Source organism: Blautia sp. MSJ-19, from assembly GCF_018918125.1.
Classification (GTDB): domain Bacteria; phylum Bacillota; class Clostridia; order Lachnospirales; family Lachnospiraceae; genus Blautia_A.
This window is the reverse complement of record NZ_JAHLQA010000017.1, coordinates 138702-161565: the sequence shown is the minus strand read 5'-3', so window position 1 is coordinate 161565 and position 22864 is coordinate 138702. Positions and strand designations below refer to the sequence as shown.

The window sequence follows — 22864 nt, the reverse complement described above, 5'->3', positions numbered from 1 at the left end:
AGTATTCTGCGCAAACATGCACATTATTTTCTGTTTTCTCCAATTTCTCCGACAGTTTTCCCAACGGCCCGGATGTGTTTCTTGTCAGATGAATCGTGATGTTTTATAATGAATGCGACCAGATTCTGACACTCTGACGAAGCTTCCCGGGCTTTTCGTCAATCTGTCAAGAAACCCCTCAAATATTTGTAAGGTTCTTCTCTTTATTCTTTTTCACAAATTCAGTATACTGATAACAGTTCAAAACAAGAGCACAAAACTTACATAATATTTTTTGGAGGGAAAAAGTAATGGCAAGTTTATCTTTACAGCACATTAATAAAACATATCCTAACGGTTTCGAAGCCGTTAAAGACTTTAATCTTGAAATCGAAGACAAAGAGTTCATCATCTTCGTAGGACCTTCCGGATGTGGTAAATCTACTACACTTCGTATGGTAGCCGGACTGGAAGAAATCACCAGCGGAACCTTAAAGATCGGTGACAAAGTTATGAACGATGTAGAGCCAAAAGACCGTGATATCGCAATGGTATTCCAGAACTACGCTCTGTATCCTCATATGACCGTATATGATAACATGGCATTCGGACTGAAACTTCGTAAAGTTCCGAAAGACCAGATTGATAAAGCAGTTCGTGAAGCTGCAAGAATCCTTGACCTGGAAAAACTTCTTGATCGTAAACCGAAGGCTCTTTCCGGTGGACAGAGACAGCGTGTTGCTATGGGACGTGCTATCGTTCGTAATCCTAAGGTATTCCTTATGGATGAGCCGCTCTCCAACCTGGATGCAAAACTTCGTGTACAGATGCGTATCGAGATTTCCAAGATTCATCAGAGACTGGGTGCTACAATCATCTATGTAACACATGACCAGACAGAGGCTATGACACTTGGTACCAGAATCGTCGTTATGAAAGACGGTGTTGTTCAGCAGGTAGATACACCTCAGAACCTGTATCAGAAACCAGGCAACCTGTTCGTAGCCGGATTCATGGGATCCCCGCAGATGAACTTCCTTGATGCACAGATCAAAGAAAAAGGTTCCGACCTTGTTGCAGTGATCGGAAAAGACGAACTGGTTATCCCGGCTGCTAAAGCAAAAGCTCTTAAAGATGGCGGCTATGTAGGAAAAACAGTTGTTATGGGTATCCGTCCAGAAGACGTTGCAGATAAGGCTGACGGTTCCATGTCTTCTACAGTTAAAGTTTACGAGCTTCTTGGTGCAGAAGTATTCCTGTACTTCGATGTAAACGGAACTCAGATCACAGCTCGTGTTGATCCAGGCACAAAAGCCAAAACAGGTGATCCGGTTAAATTCGATTTCGATATGGAAAAAACTCACTTCTTCGACAAAGATACAGAACTGGTTATCACAAACTAAGATTAAATCAGAATATCAGACCCGGGGCATTTATTACCCCGGGTCTTTTTTTCAGAAAGGATGATTCCATGTCCATACAGAGAACAATACAAAAATACATGGATGACTGGAAACGCATCAGTCATCTGGATTTCTGTCTGCTCACGGAAGACAACCACGTATTCGTCACAACTTGTGACCGTCGTCTTCCCTCTGCGGCCAGGCTGGACGATTTTCGCAGCAGCACAGCATTATGCCAGGCCAATGCCTCCTGCTGTCTTTACAAAATCACCGAAAAAAATGATTTTCCTTATCTTCTGATCGTATGGGGAAGTAGTGACACAACTGCCACCATCGGAGAACTTGCTGTCTGCCAGATTCAGAGCATTCTCGAAAGCCACGCAGAAAAAAATGACAAAAATGCTTTCATGCAGAAACTGCTTCTCGGAAATTATACCGAGATAGAGGCCTTCAACCGTGCCCGCAAGCTCCACATCTCCTCTTCCGCGCGCAGAGCAATCTTTATGATCGAGACCAAGCAGGCCAGAGACGAACACGCCCTGGCTACGATCAAAAATATTTTCTCCGCACGCACACATGATTTTATCACCGCTATGGATGACAGCGGCATCATCATTATCCGCGAACTCACTTCCACTGAAACTTATGAAGACCTGGAAGATATTGCCCATATGCTGGTGGACATGCTCGGTACAGAGGCAATGACTCAGGCATGGGTCGCTTACAGTAACACCGTCGATGAACTGAAAGATCTTTCTAATGCTTATAAAGAAGCCCGTACTGCTCTCGAAATCGGAAAGATCTTTTATGCAGAACGAAATGTATTTGGCTATCGTACACTCGGAATCGGCCGACTGATCTATCAGCTCCCTGTTTCTATCTGTGAAATGTTCATTCAGGAAATTTTCGGAGATGAAACTCTCGATTCTATTGACGCCGAAACACTTGCGATCATTCGTACCTTCTTCGAAAACAACCTGAATCTCTCCGAGACATCCAGACAACTTTATGTCCATCGTAATACTCTGGTGTATCGTTTCGAAAAGATCCAGAAACGCTTCGGACTGGATCTTCGTACTTTTGAAGATGCCATGACATTCAAACTCGCCATGCTTGTCGCCGGTTATCTCAAATCCAAGGATCTTCGATAAAAATTCTTTTCTTTTACAACAAAACAGGAATCTTTTGGAATAAGCATACTCCATAAAGATTCCTGCTTCCTTTTGTCTGTATTCTCTTTTCTTTTATTTCAGCAGCATCAGATGCTCCGGCGGAAGATACAGGTATGCCGGAAGATTTTCATCATGATCATCCCGGAAACTGTTCTTCGGACGCATCCACCATAATGCTGCACCATCTTTCACATTCGAATTCGTCACCAGATACTGATGTTCAAAAGTTGTTTCCACATACTCAGATGTCTCAAATGACAGACAGTTCTGTCCCGGCTGATCCGTCGGTACGATCCAGTGTCCGCGAATTGCAATATGTGTTATATCTGGTTCCACTTTTTGTTCTGTATGTAATGAAATTCCCCAGTCAACCGCATATACCTCATGATCTCCCAGTCGTTCAATACGGGAATTATTTTTACAACCGGTCAGTCTGGAAGCATCCAGAAGCTGTGGCTGTTCAAACAACGCTCTTGTTTCTCCAAAGATCAGGGTCTTCCCTTCCTTTAAAAGCATCAGTTCATTACAGAAACGAAACGCCTCATCACGACTGTGGGTTACCATCAGCATATCACCGGAATACTGTTTGAGAAATTCCTTCATATCTTTTTGCAGCACATCCTTCAGGTAGCCATCCAGTGCAGAAAATGGCTCATCCAGAAGGATTACCTCCGGTTCTCCGATCATCATTCTCGCAAGCGCCACGCGCTGCTGCTGTCCGCCGGAAAGCTGTGACGGATAACGATTCTCCAGTCCGTCGAGCTGATACCGTCTGATAAAATCACAGACCTTTTCTTCCCTCTGTTCTTTTGCTCCACGATATCCACACAAAATATTATCCTTTACTGTCATCGTCGGAAACAGTGCATAGTTCTGGAACAGATATCCAATTCGCCGTTCCTGTGGCTTGAGATTGATTTTTTTTTCTGAGTCAAAGACCGTTTTTCCATTAATCACGATTTTGCCTTTATCCGGTTTCTCAATACCGGCAATGCAGCGAAGCGTCATACTCTTTCCGCTTCCGGATGCCCCAAGGATTCCTGTTGTCGATGCATTACTCTCAAATGTCGACTTAAGAGAAAATCCCTTAAAATTCTTTTCTATATCTACCTGTATTGCCATCAGATCCACCTTCTACTCTTCATGCCTTTTCCCGAGACGATATTGATCAGTGCCACGATTGCAAAGGAGATCACAACGATTATCACAACCCAGAAGCCTGCAATATCATAGTTTCCTGCCGAAGTCTCTGCCGCGATCGCCACAGATACCGTTCTTGTTTTTCCAAGGATATTGCCCGCCAGCATGGAAGTCGCCCCATACTCTCCAATCGCTCTGGCAAATGCCAGCACTGTACCGGATGCAATTCCCGGTCCTGCTGCCGGAACGATTACCTTCCAGAAAATTTTCCAGTCACTCATTCCAAGCGTCTGTCCCGCATAGATCAGATTCACGTCCACCTGCTCAAAAGCAGCCCTTGCATTGCGATACATCAGAGGAAAAGCAATCACTGCCGCCGCGATCACACAGCCTTTCCATGTCTGGACCACTTTAAAATCAAAATTTGTCAAAAGGAACTTTCCGAACGGTCTTCTGAGACTGAAGAGCAAAAGCAGAAAAAATCCGGCAACTGTCGGAGGCAGCACAAGTGGCATAGTCAGGATTCCATCCCAGACAGCTCGCGATATCGGTCTCATCTTCATAATCTTGCGGGCGCAGAATATTCCCAGAAAAAAGGCAATGGTCGTAGCCACCGCACCAGTCTTTAAAGAAATCCACAGTGGACTCCAGTTAATTTCCTGCAAAAATTCCATTTTCTTTCCTTCTCTGTCTTTCTGTATCTACAAAAAGGAGCTGACATATATGCAGCCCCTTTTATATGTAATTTTTATTTCGGTAACTTTTTACAGTAAACTGATCCATTACTGTTTACAGATAGCAATTATTTTGCTTCTTCTGTAGTTTCTGTGTCTTCTGCAGCCTCATCTTTTTTGTCATCTGCTTTGTATTCAGCAAAGCCATATTCTTCGAATACTTTCATAGCGTCCTCTGTCTGAAGGTATTCCAGAAATGCTTCTGCTGCTGCAGCTTCAGAGTCAGATGCTTCTGTATCTACAGTCAGACCTGCCGGATAAAGAACCGGTGTTTCCAGAGAGCCTGCCGGAGCTTCTGCGATAATATCGACTTTGTCTGCAACGGATGCAGCGTCTGTTGCATATACGATACCAATCTCGTTACTTCCTTCACTGACAGATGCAAGTACATCTGTTACGTTCTTTCCTTCATTGATCTCCATTTTGTTGACATCATCTTCAATACCAAGGTTTTTGAAGATTTCACGGGAATACTGTCCAACCGGAACGTCTTCTCCTGCAAGTGCGATATTCTCCGCATCTGTGATGTTTTCAAAACCAGTAACCTTTGTCTCTCCATCCTTTGGTTTGATCAGAACGACTTTATTCTCCAGAAGATCCACTACAGAATCTTTCTTTGCCAGTTCTTCATCTACCAGTGCATCCATCTGTTTGGTTGCTGCTGAGAAGAAAATGTCGCACCTGGAACCCTCTTCAATCTGTGTCTGCAGTGTACCTGAACTGTCTGCATTGAAAAGAATGTTAACGTCCGGATATTCTTCATTAAAATCTTTCTGTATCACATCCATTGCATTTGCAAGACTTGCTGCGATAAATACATAAACATCGCCGCTTGCCTCCTCTGCAACTGCTGCCTGTATACTTCCTGCACCCATTCCTGCTGCCATAACACCAGCCAGCATTACAGTAAATAATTTTTTCTTCATGATAAATCTCCCATCTTTTCTGTCGTATCTGTTCTGCTGTAACATTCAGTCAGAACCAATAAATTTATTTTACCTGTACAAAAAATTCAAGTCAATTTATCTGTAGCATTTCGCAATAGATATTCTCTATAGAACCTCTAAAAAGATTTTCAGTAGTCCCACTCTACTCCATTATCCTCAGAATCACTGCCTTCATCTACATAGTCACTGCCATCATCATAGCTTCCGTCATCGTAACTTCCATCGTCACCATCATCAGAGCTTCCGTCATCATAACTGCTGTCATCAGAGCTGCCATCATCGTAATTGCTGTCGTCATAACTGTTATCATAGCTGCTGTCGTCAGAGCTGCTGCCATCATCGTAACTGCTGTCAGAACTGCTGTCATCATAACTGTAGGAAGAAGTATCACTGCTGTCAGAGCTGCTGGAAACATCCGATGCTGTCTGCTGAGAATTTCCTTTTGTATCCTTTTCACTCTTGTCAGCAAGACTGGTATATCTGAGATATGCCGTAGAGGATTCCTCATCATATGCAAGAGAAGCTTTTTCCATATCACTCAGATCCACACTGTAGATTTCATATGCCTCTCCTTTGGAAGTTACGATCTTCAGATCATAAACCGTTGTAGATGCTGACTCTTCAGACTCATCACTGCTGTCAGAAGCCGTAGTTTCCGGTGTATAGAACATCTGTACCTGTTCAGATGCTTTTACGGAAGATTCAGATGGGATCAGGTTCTTACCCCAGTCTGTTCCGCCGGAAGTCATCAGATAAATTTCTCTCAGATCATCCTGCAGCCCATTAGTAAGATAGATGTATTTTGCCTGAGAAGTCTTTACTCCGATCACCTTTGGTGCCGGTGTGGAAGTCGGTACCGGTGTTACTGTTGCCGGAACTTCTGTCGGTGTCGGTGTTGCTATCGGTGTAGGAGTTACTTCTGCTGCTGATTTGGAAAATCCACATCCTGCCATAGTGACTGCCATTGCAGTACCAAGTACAACTGCTATATATTTTGCTTTCATTATCTGCCATCCTTTCCGGCTGTAAAAAGCCGTCATATCTGTTTTTCTTTTTTACACTTCTGCTATTATCCCATGGATGCCCGCAAAAGTCAAATCTGGCTGCTGTTGCAATTATGCACAGCAGCCAGATCATTCTGTTTCGGTTCCTCTTTTATTCAGTTAAGCAGGCATTATCCAAGGAAATTTCTTCCTAAAAAGTATCCGAGTACAAGGATACCGAGTACGATACGATACCATCCAAATGCCTTGAAATCATGTTTCTTGATATATCCCATCAGGAATTTGATTGCAATGACAGAAACAAAAAATGCTACTACCACGCCTGTCACCAGTGTCAGGATCTCTGCCGGTGTAAATGCAAAACCAAACTTTACCAGCTTCAGAAGGCTGGCTCCGAACATAACCGGAATTGCCAGGAAGAAAGTAAATTCTGCTGCCACCGTTCTGGATGTACCTACAAGGATACCTCCGATGATCGTAGAACCGGAACGGGAAGTTCCCGGAACTACTGACAGGACCTGGAAAATGCCAATTTTAAACGCGGTACCAAAGCTCAGATTCTCAAGAGAAGTGCAAGTCGGCTTTCTTCTCTTATTGTAGTTCTCAACAAGAATGAAGATCACACCATACACGATCAGAGCGATTGCAACGACCACATAATTGTTGAACTTTTCTTCGATAAAATCATTGAATGGAAGCGCGATCACGATCGTCGGAATACATGCTACCAGAATCTTGAACCAGAGAATCCATTTGTCCTTATCACAGAACTTCTCAACAAAGGTCAGCGCAACACGGGCAACCGGATTCTTACGGGCAAGCTGTGCCTTCTTTTTCTTCGGAATCTGCCTTATGTAAAACGGCCATAATTTCCCCCAGTACAGGACTACGACCGCAAGGATCGCACCAAGCTGAATGACTACCAGGAAAAAGTCTTTGAATTCTGTGGTCATATCCATCTTGATGAACTCATCTACCAGGATCATATGACCGGTACTGCTGATTGGAAGCCATTCTGTGATTCCCTCTACGATGCCGAGGATCACAACTTTTATAAACTCCAAAACACTCATGTTTCTTTTCCTCTCTACTCTATTTTCTTTGTTTCTGATACTTACGGATTACTCCGTGCTCCGCACTTTCATAATCCTACCCGCTATTCGCATATCGCGGGATTATCATCCCACTTGTATCAGTATATTACACTTTCTGCTCTTCGTAAACCTTTCGATGGATTTTATTTGAAAGTTTAGCTTTTGTTTAGGTTTGCCGTCATACATAAAACCGGAGAAACAAAGTTTCTGTCTCTCCGGTCAGTAATTTTATATTATATGAATTTTAACCTATCTGCTTGCGATCGTTGCAATATCGATCAGTGTCAGGTTGTGAAGGTCCGTATTCTCAAGACTGGTTACAAGAGCCTCTGCTGTATCCAGACTGGTAAGAACGTTAACACCTGTCTCGATAGCATTTCTGCGGATTACGAAACCATCTTTCTGATGTTCCACACCCTGCGGCGGTGTATCAATGACAACATCAATCTTATGGCCGAGAATAAGGTCCATAAGGTTTGGTGCAGGCTGTTCCAGTTTGTTGGTACGGATTGCCTTAATACCGTTTTCTTTAAGAACTCTTGCAGTTCCTCTTGTTGCATAGATACGATATCCAAGAGCTTCAAAACGTCTTGCGATCGGAACTACTTCCTGCTGATCTTCATCTTTGACAGTGATGATCATATTCTTGTACTTCGGAAGTTTGATGCCAGCTCCGATGAACGCTTTGTACAGAGCTTCGTTGAAGCTTTCTGCGATACCAAGGCACTCTCCTGTGGATTTCATTTCCGGTCCAAGGCTGATATCTGCACCACGGATCTTCTCAAAGGAGAATACCGGCATCTTGATCGCGATATGTTTTGCTTCCGGCTGAAGTCCCGGTGTATATCCCATATCTTTGAGTTTGTATCCCAGAATAACTTTGGTTGCCAGCGGTACGATCGGGATTCCGGTTACCTTGCTGATGTACGGTACTGTACGGCTGGAACGTGGATTCACTTCGATCACATACACTTCTTCACCGCAGACGATGAACTGGATGTTGATCATTCCGATTACATGGAGTGCCTGTGCCAGACGGCGTGTGTACTCTGCAATCGTGTCTTTGGCTTTCTGACTGATGGTCTGTGCCGGGTATACAGAGATACTGTCACCAGAATGGATACCGGCACGCTCGATATGCTCCATAATGCCAGGAATCAGGATATCTTCTCCATCACATACAGCATCAACTTCGATTTCTTTACCCATCAGATATTTGTCTACCAGGATTGGATGTTCCTGTGCAATCTGATTGATGATTCCGATATATTCTTCTACGTCCTCATCGCTGACTGCAATACGCATGCCCTGTCCACCAAGTACGTAGGAAGGACGAACAAGTACCGGATAGCCAAGCTCGTTGGCTGCTTTCTTGGCTTCCTCTGCTGTAAATACGGTGTGTCCCTTCGGTCTCGGGATCTGGCATTTCTCCAGAATCTCGTCGAAGAGCTCACGGTCCTCTGCTGCGTCAACGTCCTCTGCTGATGTTCCAAGGATCTTGACTCCCATTTTCATCAGTGCTTCGGTAAGTTTGATCGCGGTCTGTCCACCGAACTGAACGACTGCTCCGTCCGGTTTCTCGATATTTACGATGTTTTCCACATCTTCCGGTGTCAGCGGCTCGAAGTACAGTTTGTCTGCGATGTCGAAGTCGGTGCTGACTGTTTCCGGGTTGTTGTTTACGATGATCGTCTCATAGCCCTCTTTTTTGAATGCCCAGGTACAATGTACGGAGCAGAAATCGAATTCGATACCCTGTCCGATACGGATCGGTCCGGAACCAAGGACGAGGACTTTTTTCTTATCATGAGTGGATACGGCTTCGTTTTCTGTGTCCGCTCCGCCATATACAGAGTAATAATATGGTGTGGCAGCTGCGAATTCAGCGGCACAGGTATCTACCATTTTGTAAGCAGCTGTGATCTTGTAACCCTGACGGAGAGCCTTGATATCTGCCTCTGTTCTTCCACAGAGATCTGCGATCACGTAGTCCGGGAACTCCATGCGCTTTGCTTCAAGAAGAAGTTCTTCTGTCAGCGGCTGAGTCTTCAGTGCCTGCTCCATCTCTACCAGAATCGCAATTTTGTCAATAAACCATCTGTCAATCTTGGTGATTCTGTGAATGTATTCTTTGGAAATATCTCTTCGGATCGCTTCTGCAATCTTCCAGATACGGCGGTCATCTACAACTGCCAGCTCGTCGATCAGCTCATCCTCATCCAGTCCAGTAAAGTCATAGGACATCAGGCTGTCTACGTGCTGTTCCAGAGAACGGATGGCTTTCATGAGTGCGCCTTCGAAGTTATGGCAGATACTCATAACCTCACCGGTAGCTTTCATCTGCGTAGTCAGTGTTCTTTTGGCTGTGATGAATTTATCAAATGGAAGTCTCGGAATCTTAACTACACAGTAGTCAAGCATTGGCTCGAAACTTGCGTATGTTTTACCGGTAATAGCATTCGGGATCTCATCCAGTGTATAACCCAGAGCGATCTTTGCTGCAACTTTCGCGATCGGATAACCGGTAGCCTTACTTGCCAGTGCGGAAGAACGGCTTACACGAGGATTTACTTCGATAACACAGTACTCGAAACTTTCCGGATGAAGGGCGTACTGTACGTTACATCCACCTGTGATTCCGAGTTCTGTGATGATATTCAGGGCAGAGGTACGAAGCATCTGGTATTCTTTATCGCCCAGTGTCTGGGACGGAGCAACTACGATAGAGTCACCTGTATGTACACCAACCGGGTCAATGTTTTCCATGTTGCAGACTGTGATGCAGTTTCCTGCACTGTCACGCATTACTTCGTATTCGATTTCTTTCCATCCTGCGATGCAGCGCTCTACAAGAACTTCACCTACACGGGAAAGTCTGAGACCGTTCTCGAGGATTTCTCTCAGTTCATATTCGTTGTTGGCGATACCACCGCCGCTTCCACCAAGTGTGTAAGCCGGACGAAGAACAACCGGATAACCAATCTTCTTAGTGAACGCCACACCGTCTTCTACAGTTGTTACGACCTTGGAAGCTGCAACCGGCTCGCCGATTTTTTCCATGGTATCTTTAAATTCCTGACGGTCCTCAGCCTTCTTAATTGTCTCTGCTGTGGTTCCGATCAAACGAACGTTGTGTTCTTTCAGGAATCCTTTTTCTTCGAGTTCCATCGCAAGGTTCAGACCAGCCTGTCCACCCAGTGTCGGAAGTACGCTGTCCGGCTGTTCTTTGAGGATCAGCTGCTCTACAACTTCTACAGTAAGTGGCTCGATGTAGACCTTATCTGCAATGTCTTTGTCTGTCATAATAGTAGCAGGGTTGGAGTTCAGAAGAACTACTTCCATGCCTTCTTCTTTCAGAGAACGGCATGCCTGTGTACCTGCATAGTCGAATTCCGCTGCCTGACCGATGATAATCGGACCGGAACCAATTACAAGAACTTTATGTATATCTTTATTTCTCGGCATGATCTGTTCCTCCCATCATTTCCATAAATCTGTCAAACAGGTAGCTGGAATCCTGCGGTCCAGGGCAGGCTTCCGGATGAAACTGTACTGTAAAGATGTTTTTGCCGATGTATGCCATACCTTCATTGGTACCGTCATTGACATTGACAAAAGCTGGTTTTGCAATTCCCTTCTGCTCCAGGATATCAGAGTCAACCACATACCCGTGGTTCTGTGAAGAAATATATACGCGTCCGGTTGCAAGGTCCTTGACCGGATGATTGCCGCCTCTGTGTCCATATTTCATTTTATGTGTGTCACCGCCTGTTGCGAGTGCCATCAGCTGATGTCCGAGGCAGATCGCAAAAATCGGCACATCAGATTCATAAAGCTTACGGATTTCTTCTATTATAGTAGTGCACTCTTTCGGATCTCCAGGTCCATTGCTGAGCATGATTCCGTCCGGATTCGCTGCAAGGATCTCCTCCGCCGGTGTAAGTGCCGGATAAATGGTAACTTCACATCCTCTTTCATTCAGAGAACGTGCAATGTTGCGCTTTGCACCAAAATCCATAAGTGCAACTTTCGGTCCATTTCCCTTCAGTACTTCTTTCTCACGGCATGTAACTTTTTCAACTACTTTTCCTGTTGTATAAGCTTTTAAACGGGGGATTATTTCATCTAAATTGTAATTTTCATTGACTGTGATCATACCATTCATGGTACCTTTTTCACGAAGAATTTTAGTAAGAGCACGGGTATCAATGCCTGCAATACCAGGTATATCGTGCTTTTCAAGAAAATGCTGAATCGTATCCACGCTTCTGAAGTTGCTTGGGATACGGGATAATTCACGAACAATAAAACCATCAATCCAGGGTTTCCTGGACTCCTGGTCCTCATAACAGATTCCATAATTGCCAATCAAAGGATAAGTCATGCAGACAGCCTGTCCTGCATACGATGGGTCAGTCATTACTTCAAGATATCCTGTCATGGAAGTATTAAAAACGATCTCACTGATGACTTCTCTTGTTGAACCGATACTGGTTCCTGTAAACACATGGCCATCTTCTAATATCAGAAATGCTTTCATATAATCTCCCTTTCTGTTTTTTATCTAAATCTTCAAGATTGTATCATAAGAGTTTCTATTTTTCAACAGGTTAAAGTGCTAAAAATAATTAAGTTGTTCTAAAAAACTTTGATTTGGCAAATTGTCTAAGTTGAAAATATAATTTAAAAAATTTAAAATTTTATGTTGACATTTTTGTCTTTCTGAGGTATGATAAACAGGCAGTCGACGAGAGCGACTGATTCATAACGAAATGCAGGAGTGGCGGAATTGGCAGACGCGCAGGCTTCAGGTGCCTGTGGTTGCAAGATCGTGTGGGTTCAAGTCCCATCTCCTGCATTCTTTTTTTGTTTTAAATTATGGAACGCATTCAGATTGCCCGAATGCGTTCCTTTTTGTTTATTTTACTTCATATGACATTGCAACTCTCTTTACAGTTCCGTCACTGTCCTTTATATCTACATACAGTGTTTTCTTTCCTGTTGCCCCAGGTATCCAGGTGCAGGTATCAGCTGTACCAAAATCTCTCAGTCTGTACCAGTTCCCTTTATCGTCACAGATGATAAATTTGTAAGTATAGCTGCCACTTCCACCGTCAGCCTTCACACTCAGCTGTACTTTGCTTCCGCTGGATGCACTGCCGGAAGGATCCGCAACAAACTCACCTGCAAGATTGGTTTCTTTTTCTTTTACCTCATATGTAAGACTTACTCTTTTTACAGTTCCTGCACTGTCTTTTACATCCACATATAACGTTTTCTTTCCGCCTACTCCGGTCCTCCAGATATAGGTGCTGTCTGTTCCATAATCTCTCAGTTTGTACCAGTTTCCTTTATCATCATACACGACAAATTTGTAAGTATACTTTCCACTTCCTCCAGTTGCATCTACCTTCAGTTTTACCTGATTTCCTGTAATCGTACTGCCTGACGGGTCTGCCTTGACACTGGCAGTTATTTCCTCTCCCCTTACTCTGTATCCGAGACCTGCTCTTGTTACCGTTCCCTCGCTGTCTTTTACATCCACATAAAGCATTTTCTTTCCAGGAGCCCCTGTACGCCAGATATAAGTGTTTCTGTTTCCGTAATCTCTCAGTCTGTACCAGTTTCCTTTGTCATCACAGACAATAAATTTGTAGGTATATTCTCCGCTTCCTCCAGTTGCATCTGCAACAATTTCTACTTTTTCTCCGGACAGTACCTCTTCTTCATCCACACTGAGAGATACCGAAAGCAGTTTATTGATTTTTTCTGTCCTTGTTTCACCACAGATTGTACAGGTGTAGGTTTTTACCCCTTCTTCTGTATAAGTTGCTTCTGTAGTTATTTTTCCTTCATCCCATGTATGACCCGTTGCAGGAATCGTTTCCGGCTCTTCTAAAACTTTGCCACATACAGCACAATGGCTTCCTCCGGTCTTTCCATCCGTCTCACAGGTTGCATCCACATCTTCATCCGCAACTTCTGTATGTCCCAGTGCCGGGATTTCTTCTGTCTTGTTTATTCCACATCCAATACAGGTATAGGTCTTTATTCCTGTTTCTTCACAGGTTGCCTCTTTTGTCACTTTTCCGGAATCCCAGTTATGCAGAAGTACGGAAGTCTCATAATAATCACCACAGAGCTTGCAGATCATTTCTCCTTTTCCGACAGCCGGACAGGTTATATTATTTGTGATCTTAAGCTCATACTCATGTTCATGCTCCGGATCATAATTGTAATATATCGTAGCTTTTTTTATATCAGAGAACCATATTCTTGAATTTATCCAGTCATTCTCCGTACCATAATACCTTATGCTTCTTATCTGATGGCACTCCATAAATGCATCGCCATCAAAACGCACCAGTTCTTTTGGGATCGTCACTGTTTCCAGACTCGAGCATCCATAAAAGACTGCATTTCCAAGCTTTGTTACTCCTTTTGGAATTTCGACTTCCTTCAAACTGCTGCATTCTCCAAAAGCATCTTCATCAATGCTCACAACCGTCTTTGGAATCTTTATGCTCTTTAAGCTGTTACAAGCGTAAAATGCTGCAAAATCAATACTGGTCAGCCCCTCATTGAGTTCCACACTTTCCAGATTGATACAGTCCTCAAACGCACTGGCTCCAATATTGGTGATTCCGCTTGCTACGGAAACACTTTTTATATCTGATTTGTACCTAAGCCAGGGAACCGTCGGACCATCGTAAAAATTCGGCATCGTTCCGCTTCCAGAAAGAATAAGCTGACTTTTGTCATATAACTTCCAGTAAATCGTGCCGTTTATCCTTCCACCACTCGTCAACACTGCCCGTGAGCTCTGCCCGACACTGTCCGCTCCATCAGAAAATGTCTCCACCTCTGTATCTTCTTCATAGTTTTGTTCCTTTTCCTCCGTCTCTGTATCTGAAACAAAAGAATTTTCCGCCGTATCCGCAGAATCTTCTGTGAAATTCTCTGGCTGCGAAATATTCACCTCCGCCTCTGAATCATCACAAAATTCTTCAACCTCCACCGTTTCCTGTTCCATATCAGCTGCAAATATCTCACCCGGCATTACAGTCATAAGCATCGCCACTGATAATCCGATCGCCAATACTTTCTTCAACCTCATCCTTTATGTCCTCCTGTAATATCATCTGTTTTTCCTATATCCTAAGTGTAACTCAATACTTATATATAAAGCAAAAGAATTTCACCTAAAAAAAAATCTTTGGCATTATGTCTAATATATGAATATGATTTTTGTCGATTATTTTTATTTTTTCTGTTGACATTTTTCATTATATGAGGTATATTAATTAGGCAGTTGTTGGGAACAACATCTGATATATGAAATGCAGGAGTGGCGGAATTGGCAGACGCGCAGGCTTCAGGTGCCTGTGGTCGCAAGATCGTGTGGGTTCAAGTCCCATCTCCTGCATTCTTTTTTATTTTTACTATATATCTTATCTCTGTAAAGCCTTAACTTTTATAAAACAAGCCCGGATACACAGATTTTTCTGTGCATTAGGGCTTGTTCTGATTTTCATCTCAGTTCAGATAGTTATATACGGTTCTGGAATTATTCTTCTGTCTTTTCCTCTTCTGGTTCAGCCGGAACTTCCGCCTCTGGTGCTTCCACTGTCTCTTCTGGTGCATCTTCAGCCGGAGCTTCTGTTTCTGCAACCGGAGCTTCTTCCACCGGAGTCTCGTTCTCAGTTTCCTCTGTCGGAGTTTCTGCCTCTTCTGAAGTTTCTTCCACAGTATCCTCAACAGTTACTTCCTCTGCTGTTCCCTCGATCACATCATCGCCGGCTGCTTCTTCCGGCTCTTCGGTCGGGCAGGCTGCTCCACAGTGCGAACAGAAGGCTGCCTCTTTTTCAATCTGGCTTCCACATGCCGGACAGAAACGTTTGCTTCTGATCTTCAGGTCGGAGATATCTTCTTTATATTTCCCGATCTGCTCCATACGCTGATCGATCTGCTCACAGATTGCTTTCTGTGCATCATCTACCGGAATCTCTTCTTTGTAACGTTTGTAAATGATCCGTCCAAGATCTGCCATCGCTTTTTCTACCTGGCGTTCTTCTCCGGCAATTTTGTTTTTGAGACGCTGTGTCTCATAAACCTCTTCTGCACGACCACTCAGTTCCTTTGCTGTCTTTGTGAGTGTTTCCCCAAGATTTCCAAAAAAGTCTTTTGCCATAATAAAATCCCTCTCTTTCTCAAACTTCCTGTTTACTGACCGATTCTCACTGATTGCTCTCCAGAAGAGGAACCTCCTGGCCCCTCAGAAGAATCTTCGGTCCTCCGTTTCCTTCAATATATTCTCTGGTTATCACGACCTGACCGATCGAATCATCTTTCGGAATCTCATACATGATATCCAGCATATATTCTTCCAGAATCGCCCGAAGCGCCCTGGCTCCGGTATGTTTTTCCATTGCTTTGGCCGCAATGGCATGCAGCGCACCTTCATCAAATTCCAGTTTAACCTCATCCAGTGCAAGCAGTTTCTGGTACTGTTTAAGAATCGCATTACGTGGTTCACTGAGGATCTGTACCATCATATCTTCCGTCAGCCCGTTCATCGTAAAGATGATCGGCAGACGACCGATAAACTCAGGAATCATACCGAAACTGCGGAGATCATCCACGGTCACCTTTTCCAGAATATGCGGATCATTATCATACTTATCCTTAAGATCTGCATAAAAACCAATGGATGCCTGTTTGTTCAGACGCTCCTTAATGATATTTTCCAGATCCGGGAATGCTCCTCCGCAGATAAAAAGAATATTTCTTGTATTCACGGTTGTCAGCGGAACCATCGCATTCTTGCTGTTGGCGCCAATCGGAACCTCCACATCGGCTCCCTCCAGAAGCTTCAGCATCCCCTGCTGTACTGCCTCTCCACTGACATCACGCTGATTGGTATTTTTCTTTTTGGCAATTTTGTCGATCTCATCAATAAAAATGATTCCATGCTCCGCTTTTTCCACATCATTATCTGCTGCAGCAAGAAGTTTGGAAACCACGCTTTCGATATCATCACCAATATAGCCGGCCTCAGTCAGTGAAGTAGCATCTGCAATTGCAAGCGGCACATCCAGAAGTTTTGCCAGTGTCTTTACAAGATACGTCTTACCGCATCCAGTCGGTCCGATCATAAGCATATTGGATTTCTCGATTGCGATCTCATCCATGGTATCTGTTGCCACTCTTTTGTAATGATTGTAAACAGCTACCGACATAACCTTTTTGGCATATTCCTGTCCGATCACATACTCATCCAGAGTTGCCTTGATCTTATGCGGTGCGGGAATTTTTTTGAGATCCAGAACCGGTTCCTTCTTCTCTGCTTTTTTCTTTTTGGGCTTCTTCTGCTGTCCCATCTGGCTCTGCAGACTGCCAAGATCGATCATGCTGATATTTGGCATATTCAGCAGATCCCCATAGTTAAAATTGCCATTCTGCATCTGATTGTTCATGGTGTCAAAACTTCTCTGCATGCAATCCGGGCAAATATGTATGTTATTCGGAAGATCGATCATCTTGCCTGCCTGTTTCTCTGTGCGGTGGCAAAGTGTACAGAATTTCTCAGGACCATGTGTTTCTTCCTGATCGTCTGTCTCGCTGATTTCTTCCTCGACTATCTCGTCATCGTATTTATCTGTCATAAAAAACTCCTTTCACTTCAGGCGCTCCAATGCCGTATCATGCACAGAACGCACAGGCCTGTTGATGTATCCGGACATCTTCTGACCTATGCGTTCATTATAACATAACCTATCAAACTGTAAACTAAAGTTTTTATAAATTCCGTCAGTTTCCGGAACCTGTCCGTCCGCCGAGCGTTACCTGTATCGTCTTCTGTACATACTCTCCGTTATCTGCCCTGGAAATTCCCACATCTACCGACTCTCCGGATGCATAATACGTAAGCTTATTCTCCAGATCATCTTTTCCGCTTACAGCCTGGCCGTCAAAGCTGACGATGATATCTCCCTTCTGAATGCCAGATTTTCCTGCTGCTGAATCCTTGTCCACACGGATCACAAAAGCCCCCTCCGGCATATCATACATCTGAATCGCTTCCGTCGAAAGATCGGCAGATACAACCCCGAGATATGCCGCATCTGCTTCATCTACCTTATCTCTTGTCTGTCGATTCATCAGTTCCTCAAGAATTGGCTGTGCCTTGGAAATCGGGATCGCATATCCCATTCCCTCAACCGCACTGTCCGCATATTTTGCAGAGTTGATGCCAATGACCTCTCCCTGCATATTTAAAAGTGCACCGCCACTGTTTCCAGGGTTAATCGCCGCATCTGTCTGAATCAGACCTGAACTTGTTCCCTCATCTGTAGAGATGCTTCTGTTCAGAGCACTGATCCAGCCGGAAGTTACCGACTGTCCATAACCAAGTGCATTTCCGATCGCCACAACCTGTTCACCGACCTCCAGTGCATCAGAATTACCAAGCTGTGCGATCTTGATCTGTGCAAGAGTATCTTCCGGAATATCGGATTTCTGAACTGCAACAACTGCCAGGTCATTTGTCTCATCGGTTCCCTTGATCTTGGCACTGACTGCATCTTCTACATTGACATCGCCGTCACTGCCTGACATATCTACCGTCTCTTCCTCTGCATTGACCACATCATTTCCGACAAAACATACACTCAGCGTCGTTGCTCCGGAAACCACATGATTATTTGTCGCGATCAGAAGCTCATCATCATTTTCTCCAACGATAATCCCGGAACCGCTGCCTTCGCTGGAATACTGCTGTGTTCCATATCCAAAACCAAATGCCCTGAAATAATTCGGGATTTCCTGGATACTGACAGATGTAATTGCCACAACCGTCGGCATTGCAGCCCTGGCAACATCAGCAACTGTACCTGCCGGAGTGCTGCCTGTATCTGTCGCTGCAGTATCCGAAGTATCTGTTTCTGCCTCAGAAGCTTCTGTATTGTCTGATGAAGCATCTACTGCAAGCTGAGCTGTTTCAACCTGTGCAGATGAAGAACTGTCCGTTCCAAAATATTTATCCGACACTCTGTTTACGCCCTGGAATACAACGCCCGCAACCAGTCCGAAAACTACTGCCAACGAAACTGTTGCTGCCAGTTTTCTTCCACCATGTCTATGATGTTCCGGCTTTTTCCGTGGAGGCTGCATATCTGTCATCTTCTGTTCTGCACCCTGATGCATACGGTAATGTTCGTATCTGGGTGGATCATTTTGCCTGCCATTTTCTGTATCGTTCTGCGGAGCATTTTCCAGATTCCATTTTCCGTTATCACTCATACCTGTGCTCCTTTCTTACATCGATTTCTTTTATGAAGACAGTGTAGCAAGCAATTGTGTTCAAAATGTGACAAGTCCTTTAAAAAAGCGTGTTTCTCAGTCCTTCCAGTATTCCTGGTTCATTGTACACCACAGGACTGCTCTTCGGGGCAGCCGGCGGTAATTCTTCCCGGCAAGATATCCCGCATATTTACATCCCGACTGAAGGACAAACCCCGGTATCATCCACAGTTTTCCCTTTCTGATAAGATAGGAAAACGTCTTTTTCACAAGGCGCATCCCCTCACCTTCTGACGGAACATCGCGAAAGATCTCCGGATGCTCTGCCTGCGAAACTCCGAGATCAAAATTTCTGTGAAACTGCTGCATGCAGGAATAATTATGTGAATGGATCACTCTTGCATCTGCCGCATAAGCAATTCCATATCCAGCCTGAATCAGTCCGGCAGCAAAAATCATATCTTCGTTAAAAATTGCCTTCTGCACAAATCCTCCCAGCTCCTGATAGACACTCTTTCTGTATGCCGCACATACATTCGAACAAAAATAAGTTTTGATCCCATAAACCGGCAGATCTGCCTTTGTCTTTACCACAGATTCTTCCGGATAATTAAATCCTCTGGTATATCGTTCCACAAAATTACACTGGCGATCCGGAAGCTGTCGTGCATAAACAGCGCCTGTATTCTCATTCTCTATCAGTGGTCTGACCAGATTTGCCAGAAGATTTTTGTCCGCCGGCATGGCATCCTGCGTCATAAATACCATTACATCTGCCTGAGAAAGTTTCGCCGCCTCTGCTCTGGTCCCTCCATGATCAAACTCTGATTTTTTCAGATGATGTACTTCCATGATCGGATACTGTGCTTCCCATTCTCGGTTCCAGTAATCTTCTTCTGTATTCATCACAATAATATGATTGACTTCCATCGTCTGCCTAGTCAGCCGCTCCAGTAAAACTGCAAATTCTTTTCCCGGATGATATGCCGGTATGATCACATCTACTTTTATATTTTTCATTCTTTCTCCTGAATATTTTCTAAAACGTTATCTGTTATTTCTTATGGGTGTATGGTAACAGAAAAGAGGAATTTCTTCAATGAGAAATCCCCCTCTCCTGTTTCTTTTATTTTTATGGATTGTTTACTGCTGTTCAGCAGCCTCAAAATCTATCGATCCGGCCTCATCGGAATCATCATCGGAACTGTAACCGCCGCCGGAGTAATCGTCATCTCCACCGGAATAATCATCTCCGCCTCCGCTGTAGTCACTTCCTCCGGAATAATCGTCTCCGCCTCCGCTGTAATCACTTCCTCCGGAATAATCACTGTCTCCACTGTAGTCGCTTCCTCCGGAATAGTCGCTGCTGTAATCACTTCCTCCGGTTGTATCAGACCAGTTTCCGCCGCTGTTTTCGTACATAACCGTATCATCTGTACTGTTTTCTTCAACTGTAGTTGTCTGTACATCGTCCAGACTGTTTTCTCCTCCGACGATTTCAAGAATATTATTACTGTTTGCTACAACAGTAGAAGAAGGCACATAAACTTCATCTCCATACAGGAATTTGTGCAGCTCTGTTACATTTGTTTCCAGAGAAGTCGGAATGATGCAGCTTCCCTTGACATTGGAAAACTTGTAAGAAGATGGAAAACCAGTCGTATCATCTACTCTGTATCCGATCAGCTGCGGAAGAAGCTGAAGGATCTCTGTCTTGTCCATGGATGTCGTGATCATCGGGAACACATCATCCATGATCGTAAAGATCTTGGTCAGTCCGGCTGATTTTGCTTTGCTGACGATCATCTGAATGACTCTACGCTGTCTCTCTGTACGTCCCATATCCAGACTTGCTGTATAACGGATACGGCAGTAGGAAGTTGTCTGTACGCCGTTCAGATGATAACTGTACTGAACCTTTTCGATATCGTCCGGACGTTCCGGAAGCTCGATCGGTGTGTAGGACTTTCCTGTCTCTTCTGAAGTTTCTACACAGTAGTTGTTCATATGGACAATTTCCGCATAGGACATATCCATGTCCAGGCCACCGAGATCATCAATGATCGTTGCCAGAGCACTGAAGTTTACGGTTGCATACTCTGTAATATTAAGGTCAAGGTTTGTGTTGAGCATGGTGATCGCCTGCTCAGCTTCTCCCTTTGCATAAGCCGCATTCGCCTTGGAATACGTATCATCTCCAAGATTCAGGAGAGTATCTCTGTATACGGAAACAAGCTTTACATCTTTTGTGTCATTGTTGACACTGGCAATAATGATCGTGTCACTGTTCTCACCGCCCAGTGCCGCGTTTTTGTCACGATGATCGATACCAAATAACGCATATGTTGTATAGCCGGTCAGTGTTGATGTCTCAGAATCAATAGAATCCTGTACTTCCTGGTTTACCTTGATCTTGCTGTCATCAAGTACCGGCTGATTGAGTTTATCCAGTTTGGAGCTCAGCTGTCCATATACATACAAACCGCCGACAAACAGAAGCAGTATGATAATTTCAACCGCAAACAATATCTTTTTTGCTTTTGACTTTGGTCGTGCCATCTTCTCTCCCCTTATCTTTTAATATGCATTTTTGTTTATAAATCCCTTAAAAATCGTCAGAAACAGAATCTTAATATCGAATCCGATCGACCAGTTTTCAATATAATAAAGATCACAGTCGATTCTTTTTCTGATCGAAGTATCTCCACGATACCCGTTTACCTGTGCCCACCCGGTCAATCCCGGACGAACCTGATGCTTTACCATATAACGCGGGATCTCTTCTCTGAATTTTTCTACAAAAAACGGGCGTTCCGGTCTCGGTCCGACCAGACTCATATCTCCACGCAATATGTTAAAAAGCTGTGGCAGTTCATCTATGCTGGTTCTCCGCATAAATTTACCGATCCCGGTCACACGCGGATCATTCTTGACGGTCCATGCCTTCTTTTCTTCTGATTCAGGCTGAATCTCCATAGAACGGAACTTGTACATCCAGAACGTCTTGTTGTGAAGTCCTACCCGCTCCTGTTTGTAGATCAGCGGTCCCGGTGAAGTCAACCGGATCAGAATACACATCAGAAGCATGACCGGTGAGGAAACAATAATCGCTGCGATCGCACCTACAATATCCATCACACGTTTGACCATCGCATTAAAAGTATTGCTCAGTGGCACATAACGGATATTGATCACGGGCAGTCCCAGAATATCCTCTGTATATGGTTTGGTTGGAATGATCTTGTTGTAATCCGGAATAAATTTGGTATGTACCCCGGATTTTTCACACATTGCAACAATCTCTTCAAGCCGATAATACTCGCTCAGTCCCAGTGTAATTGCAATCTCATCCAGACGGTTCGTCGGTAAGATCACAGAAAGATTGGCAATACGTCCGATCACCTTGACTCCGTTATATATGGTCCCTGCTGCAACATTGTCATCAAGAATCCCACGGATCACATAACCCCATTGTGGATTCTGCCTGATCCTGTCGATATATTCTTCTGCTGCACGGCTGTAACCGACCAGTATCATCTGTTTCTGGTTCAGGCCTCTCTTGCGCATATTGCGGAGCACGGCAAAAAGCAGCAGACGGACACCCCACTCCATGATGATATTGATCACACAGAAAATGTAAACTGTCAGTCTGGAAAAATCCGGTTCTCCAACCATATATAAGGCGAATACCACCAACAGAAGTCCCAGTACATTCGCTTTGATAATATTTGCAAGAAGAAGTCTGCGTCCCTGCATATGCAGTGGCTCATAAAGAGTAAATGCCTGATACAAAAGCAGATATGCCGGAATAATAAATATCAGGGCAAACATGTACTCCTCAAAAGCAAGTGCCCGGACTGCTGAATAAGCAAATGGTCCGATAAAACGGATCATCCAGGCAAATACATAGGCAACAGCAATGACTATAATATCGAGCAGCATCTGGAGACGACTGAAATTTTTCTGATTGTCCTGAATCAACCTCTGCCACCTCTATCCATTCATTATGCTGACAATATCTCTCCAGAAAGAGTGCTTTTATCTGCATTCTCTCTCCGGACAGACACGTCTATATTATAATAGTTATCTT

The 22864-nt window shown here is 44.1% G+C and carries 16 protein-coding genes and 2 tRNA genes; 4 read left to right on the top strand and 14 right to left on the bottom strand.

Annotated elements, in window-relative coordinates:
• Window positions 1–290 precede the first annotated feature (290 nt).
• Complete coding sequence (locus KQI91_RS07685) at window positions 291–1382, top strand: ABC transporter ATP-binding protein (protein ID WP_216392258.1); 1092 nt, start codon at window positions 291–293, stop codon at window positions 1380–1382.
• Between the two features lie 68 nt (window positions 1383–1450).
• Window positions 1451–2533 (top strand): PucR family transcriptional regulator, encoded by a 1083-nt coding sequence (locus tag KQI91_RS07680; RefSeq protein ID WP_216392257.1) that lies wholly within the window; start codon window positions 1451–1453, stop codon window positions 2531–2533.
• Between the two features lie 93 nt (window positions 2534–2626).
• Here KQI91_RS07680 and KQI91_RS07675 read toward each other — a convergent pair whose 3' ends face one another.
• The 7 genes from KQI91_RS07675 to KQI91_RS07645 all read right to left on the bottom strand — a co-directional run bounded on the left by KQI91_RS07675 (window position 2627) and on the right by KQI91_RS07645 (window position 12013).
• On the bottom strand, window positions 2627–3676 hold the full coding sequence (locus KQI91_RS07675; protein WP_216392256.1) for a sulfate/molybdate ABC transporter ATP-binding protein: 1050 nt from the start codon (window positions 3674–3676) through the stop codon (window positions 2627–2629).
• Window positions 3676–4368 (bottom strand): molybdate ABC transporter permease subunit, encoded by a 693-nt coding sequence (modB, locus tag KQI91_RS07670; protein ID WP_216392255.1) that lies wholly within the window; start codon window positions 4366–4368, stop codon window positions 3676–3678. The genes KQI91_RS07675 and modB overlap by 1 nt, the downstream gene beginning before the upstream one ends.
• A gap of 128 nt (window positions 4369–4496) precedes the next feature.
• Window positions 4497–5354: a molybdate ABC transporter substrate-binding protein gene (gene modA / locus KQI91_RS07665; protein WP_216392254.1), complete on the bottom strand. Its 858-nt coding sequence runs from the start codon at window positions 5352–5354 to the stop codon at window positions 4497–4499.
• 149 nt (window positions 5355–5503) lie between these two features.
• The gene (locus KQI91_RS07660) at window positions 5504–6379 is read right to left on the bottom strand and encodes a hypothetical protein (protein WP_216392253.1); all 876 of its coding nucleotides are present in this window, start codon (window positions 6377–6379) and stop codon (window positions 5504–5506) included.
• A gap of 170 nt (window positions 6380–6549) precedes the next feature.
• Window positions 6550–7452 carry an undecaprenyl-diphosphate phosphatase gene (locus tag KQI91_RS07655; protein ID WP_216392252.1) on the bottom strand — a complete coding sequence of 301 codons (903 nt, stop codon included), beginning with the start codon at window positions 7450–7452 and terminating at the stop codon, window positions 6550–6552.
• Between the two features lie 270 nt (window positions 7453–7722).
• A complete protein-coding gene (carB, locus tag KQI91_RS07650; RefSeq protein ID WP_216392251.1) occupies window positions 7723–10938 on the bottom strand; it encodes a carbamoyl-phosphate synthase large subunit in 3216 nt (1071 codons plus the stop codon).
• Window positions 10925–12013 (bottom strand): carbamoyl phosphate synthase small subunit, encoded by a 1089-nt coding sequence (locus KQI91_RS07645; protein WP_216392250.1) that lies wholly within the window; start codon window positions 12011–12013, stop codon window positions 10925–10927. The genes carB and KQI91_RS07645 overlap by 14 nt, the downstream gene beginning before the upstream one ends.
• Before the next feature lie 234 nt (window positions 12014–12247).
• Here KQI91_RS07645 and KQI91_RS07640 point away from each other — a divergent pair.
• Window positions 12248–12331 (top strand) — tRNA-Leu (locus KQI91_RS07640).
• 60 nt (window positions 12332–12391) lie between these two features.
• On the opposite strand, the gene KQI91_RS07635 is transcribed toward KQI91_RS07640, so the two are convergent.
• A complete protein-coding gene (locus KQI91_RS07635) occupies window positions 12392–14590 on the bottom strand; it encodes a leucine-rich repeat protein (protein ID WP_216392249.1) in 2199 nt (732 codons plus the stop codon).
• A gap of 225 nt (window positions 14591–14815) precedes the next feature.
• Between KQI91_RS07635 and KQI91_RS07630 the strand changes: the two genes are divergently transcribed.
• A tRNA-Leu gene (locus KQI91_RS07630) sits at window positions 14816–14899 on the top strand.
• 141 nt (window positions 14900–15040) lie between these two features.
• Here the strand turns inward: KQI91_RS07630 and KQI91_RS07625 are convergent.
• From KQI91_RS07625 to KQI91_RS07600, 6 genes are all read right to left on the bottom strand, one after another.
• A complete protein-coding gene (locus tag KQI91_RS07625) occupies window positions 15041–15664 on the bottom strand; it encodes a zinc ribbon domain-containing protein (RefSeq protein WP_216392248.1) in 624 nt (207 codons plus the stop codon).
• Window positions 15665–15710: 46 nt separating this feature from the next.
• A complete protein-coding gene (gene clpX, locus KQI91_RS07620) occupies window positions 15711–17138 on the bottom strand; it encodes an ATP-dependent Clp protease ATP-binding subunit ClpX (RefSeq protein WP_216392247.1) in 1428 nt (475 codons plus the stop codon).
• 145 nt (window positions 17139–17283) lie between these two features.
• Entirely contained in the window at window positions 17284–18774 is a 1491-nt protein-coding gene (locus tag KQI91_RS07615; RefSeq protein ID WP_216392246.1) for a S1C family serine protease, read from the bottom strand.
• Window positions 18775–18870: 96 nt separating this feature from the next.
• A complete protein-coding gene (locus KQI91_RS07610; protein ID WP_216392245.1) occupies window positions 18871–19794 on the bottom strand; it encodes a glycosyltransferase family 2 protein in 924 nt (307 codons plus the stop codon).
• Window positions 19795–19917: 123 nt separating this feature from the next.
• Window positions 19918–21333 (bottom strand): LCP family protein, encoded by a 1416-nt coding sequence (locus KQI91_RS07605; RefSeq protein WP_216392244.1) that lies wholly within the window; start codon window positions 21331–21333, stop codon window positions 19918–19920.
• A gap of 18 nt (window positions 21334–21351) precedes the next feature.
• Window positions 21352–22755 (bottom strand): undecaprenyl-phosphate glucose phosphotransferase, encoded by a 1404-nt coding sequence (locus KQI91_RS07600; RefSeq protein WP_216392243.1) that lies wholly within the window; start codon window positions 22753–22755, stop codon window positions 21352–21354.
• Window positions 22756–22864 lie beyond the last annotated feature (109 nt).

Excerpts from the sequence above, each read along its gene's own strand:
- KQI91_RS07655 (WP_216392252.1), bottom strand. The coding sequence starts at position 7,452 with ATGAGTGTTTTGGAGTTTATAAAAGTTGTGATCCTCGGCATCGTAGAG.
- KQI91_RS07660 (WP_216392253.1), bottom strand. The coding sequence starts at position 6,379 with ATGAAAGCAAAATATATAGCAGTTGTACTTGGTACTGCAATGGCAGTC.
- KQI91_RS07685 (WP_216392258.1), top strand. The coding sequence starts at position 291 with ATGGCAAGTTTATCTTTACAGCACATTAATAAAACATATCCTAACGGT.
- KQI91_RS07615 (WP_216392246.1), bottom strand. The coding sequence starts at position 18,774 with ATGAGTGATAACGGAAAATGGAATCTGGAAAATGCTCCGCAGAACGAT.
- KQI91_RS07605 (WP_216392244.1), bottom strand. The coding sequence starts at position 21,333 with ATGGCACGACCAAAGTCAAAAGCAAAAAAGATATTGTTTGCGGTTGAA.
- KQI91_RS07625 (WP_216392248.1), bottom strand. The coding sequence starts at position 15,664 with ATGGCAAAAGACTTTTTTGGAAATCTTGGGGAAACACTCACAAAGACA.
- modB (WP_216392255.1), bottom strand. The coding sequence starts at position 4,368 with ATGGAATTTTTGCAGGAAATTAACTGGAGTCCACTGTGGATTTCTTTA.
- KQI91_RS07680 (WP_216392257.1), top strand. The coding sequence starts at position 1,451 with ATGTCCATACAGAGAACAATACAAAAATACATGGATGACTGGAAACGC.
- modA (WP_216392254.1), bottom strand. The coding sequence starts at position 5,354 with ATGAAGAAAAAATTATTTACTGTAATGCTGGCTGGTGTTATGGCAGCA.
- KQI91_RS07635 (WP_216392249.1), bottom strand. The coding sequence starts at position 14,590 with ATGAGGTTGAAGAAAGTATTGGCGATCGGATTATCAGTGGCGATGCTT.
- carB (WP_216392251.1), bottom strand. The coding sequence starts at position 10,938 with ATGCCGAGAAATAAAGATATACATAAAGTTCTTGTAATTGGTTCCGGT.
- KQI91_RS07645 (WP_216392250.1), bottom strand. The coding sequence starts at position 12,013 with ATGAAAGCATTTCTGATATTAGAAGATGGCCATGTGTTTACAGGAACC.
- KQI91_RS07610 (WP_216392245.1), bottom strand. The coding sequence starts at position 19,794 with ATGAAAAATATAAAAGTAGATGTGATCATACCGGCATATCATCCGGGA.
- KQI91_RS07675 (WP_216392256.1), bottom strand. The coding sequence starts at position 3,676 with ATGGCAATACAGGTAGATATAGAAAAGAATTTTAAGGGATTTTCTCTT.
- clpX (WP_216392247.1), bottom strand. The coding sequence starts at position 17,138 with ATGACAGATAAATACGATGACGAGATAGTCGAGGAAGAAATCAGCGAG.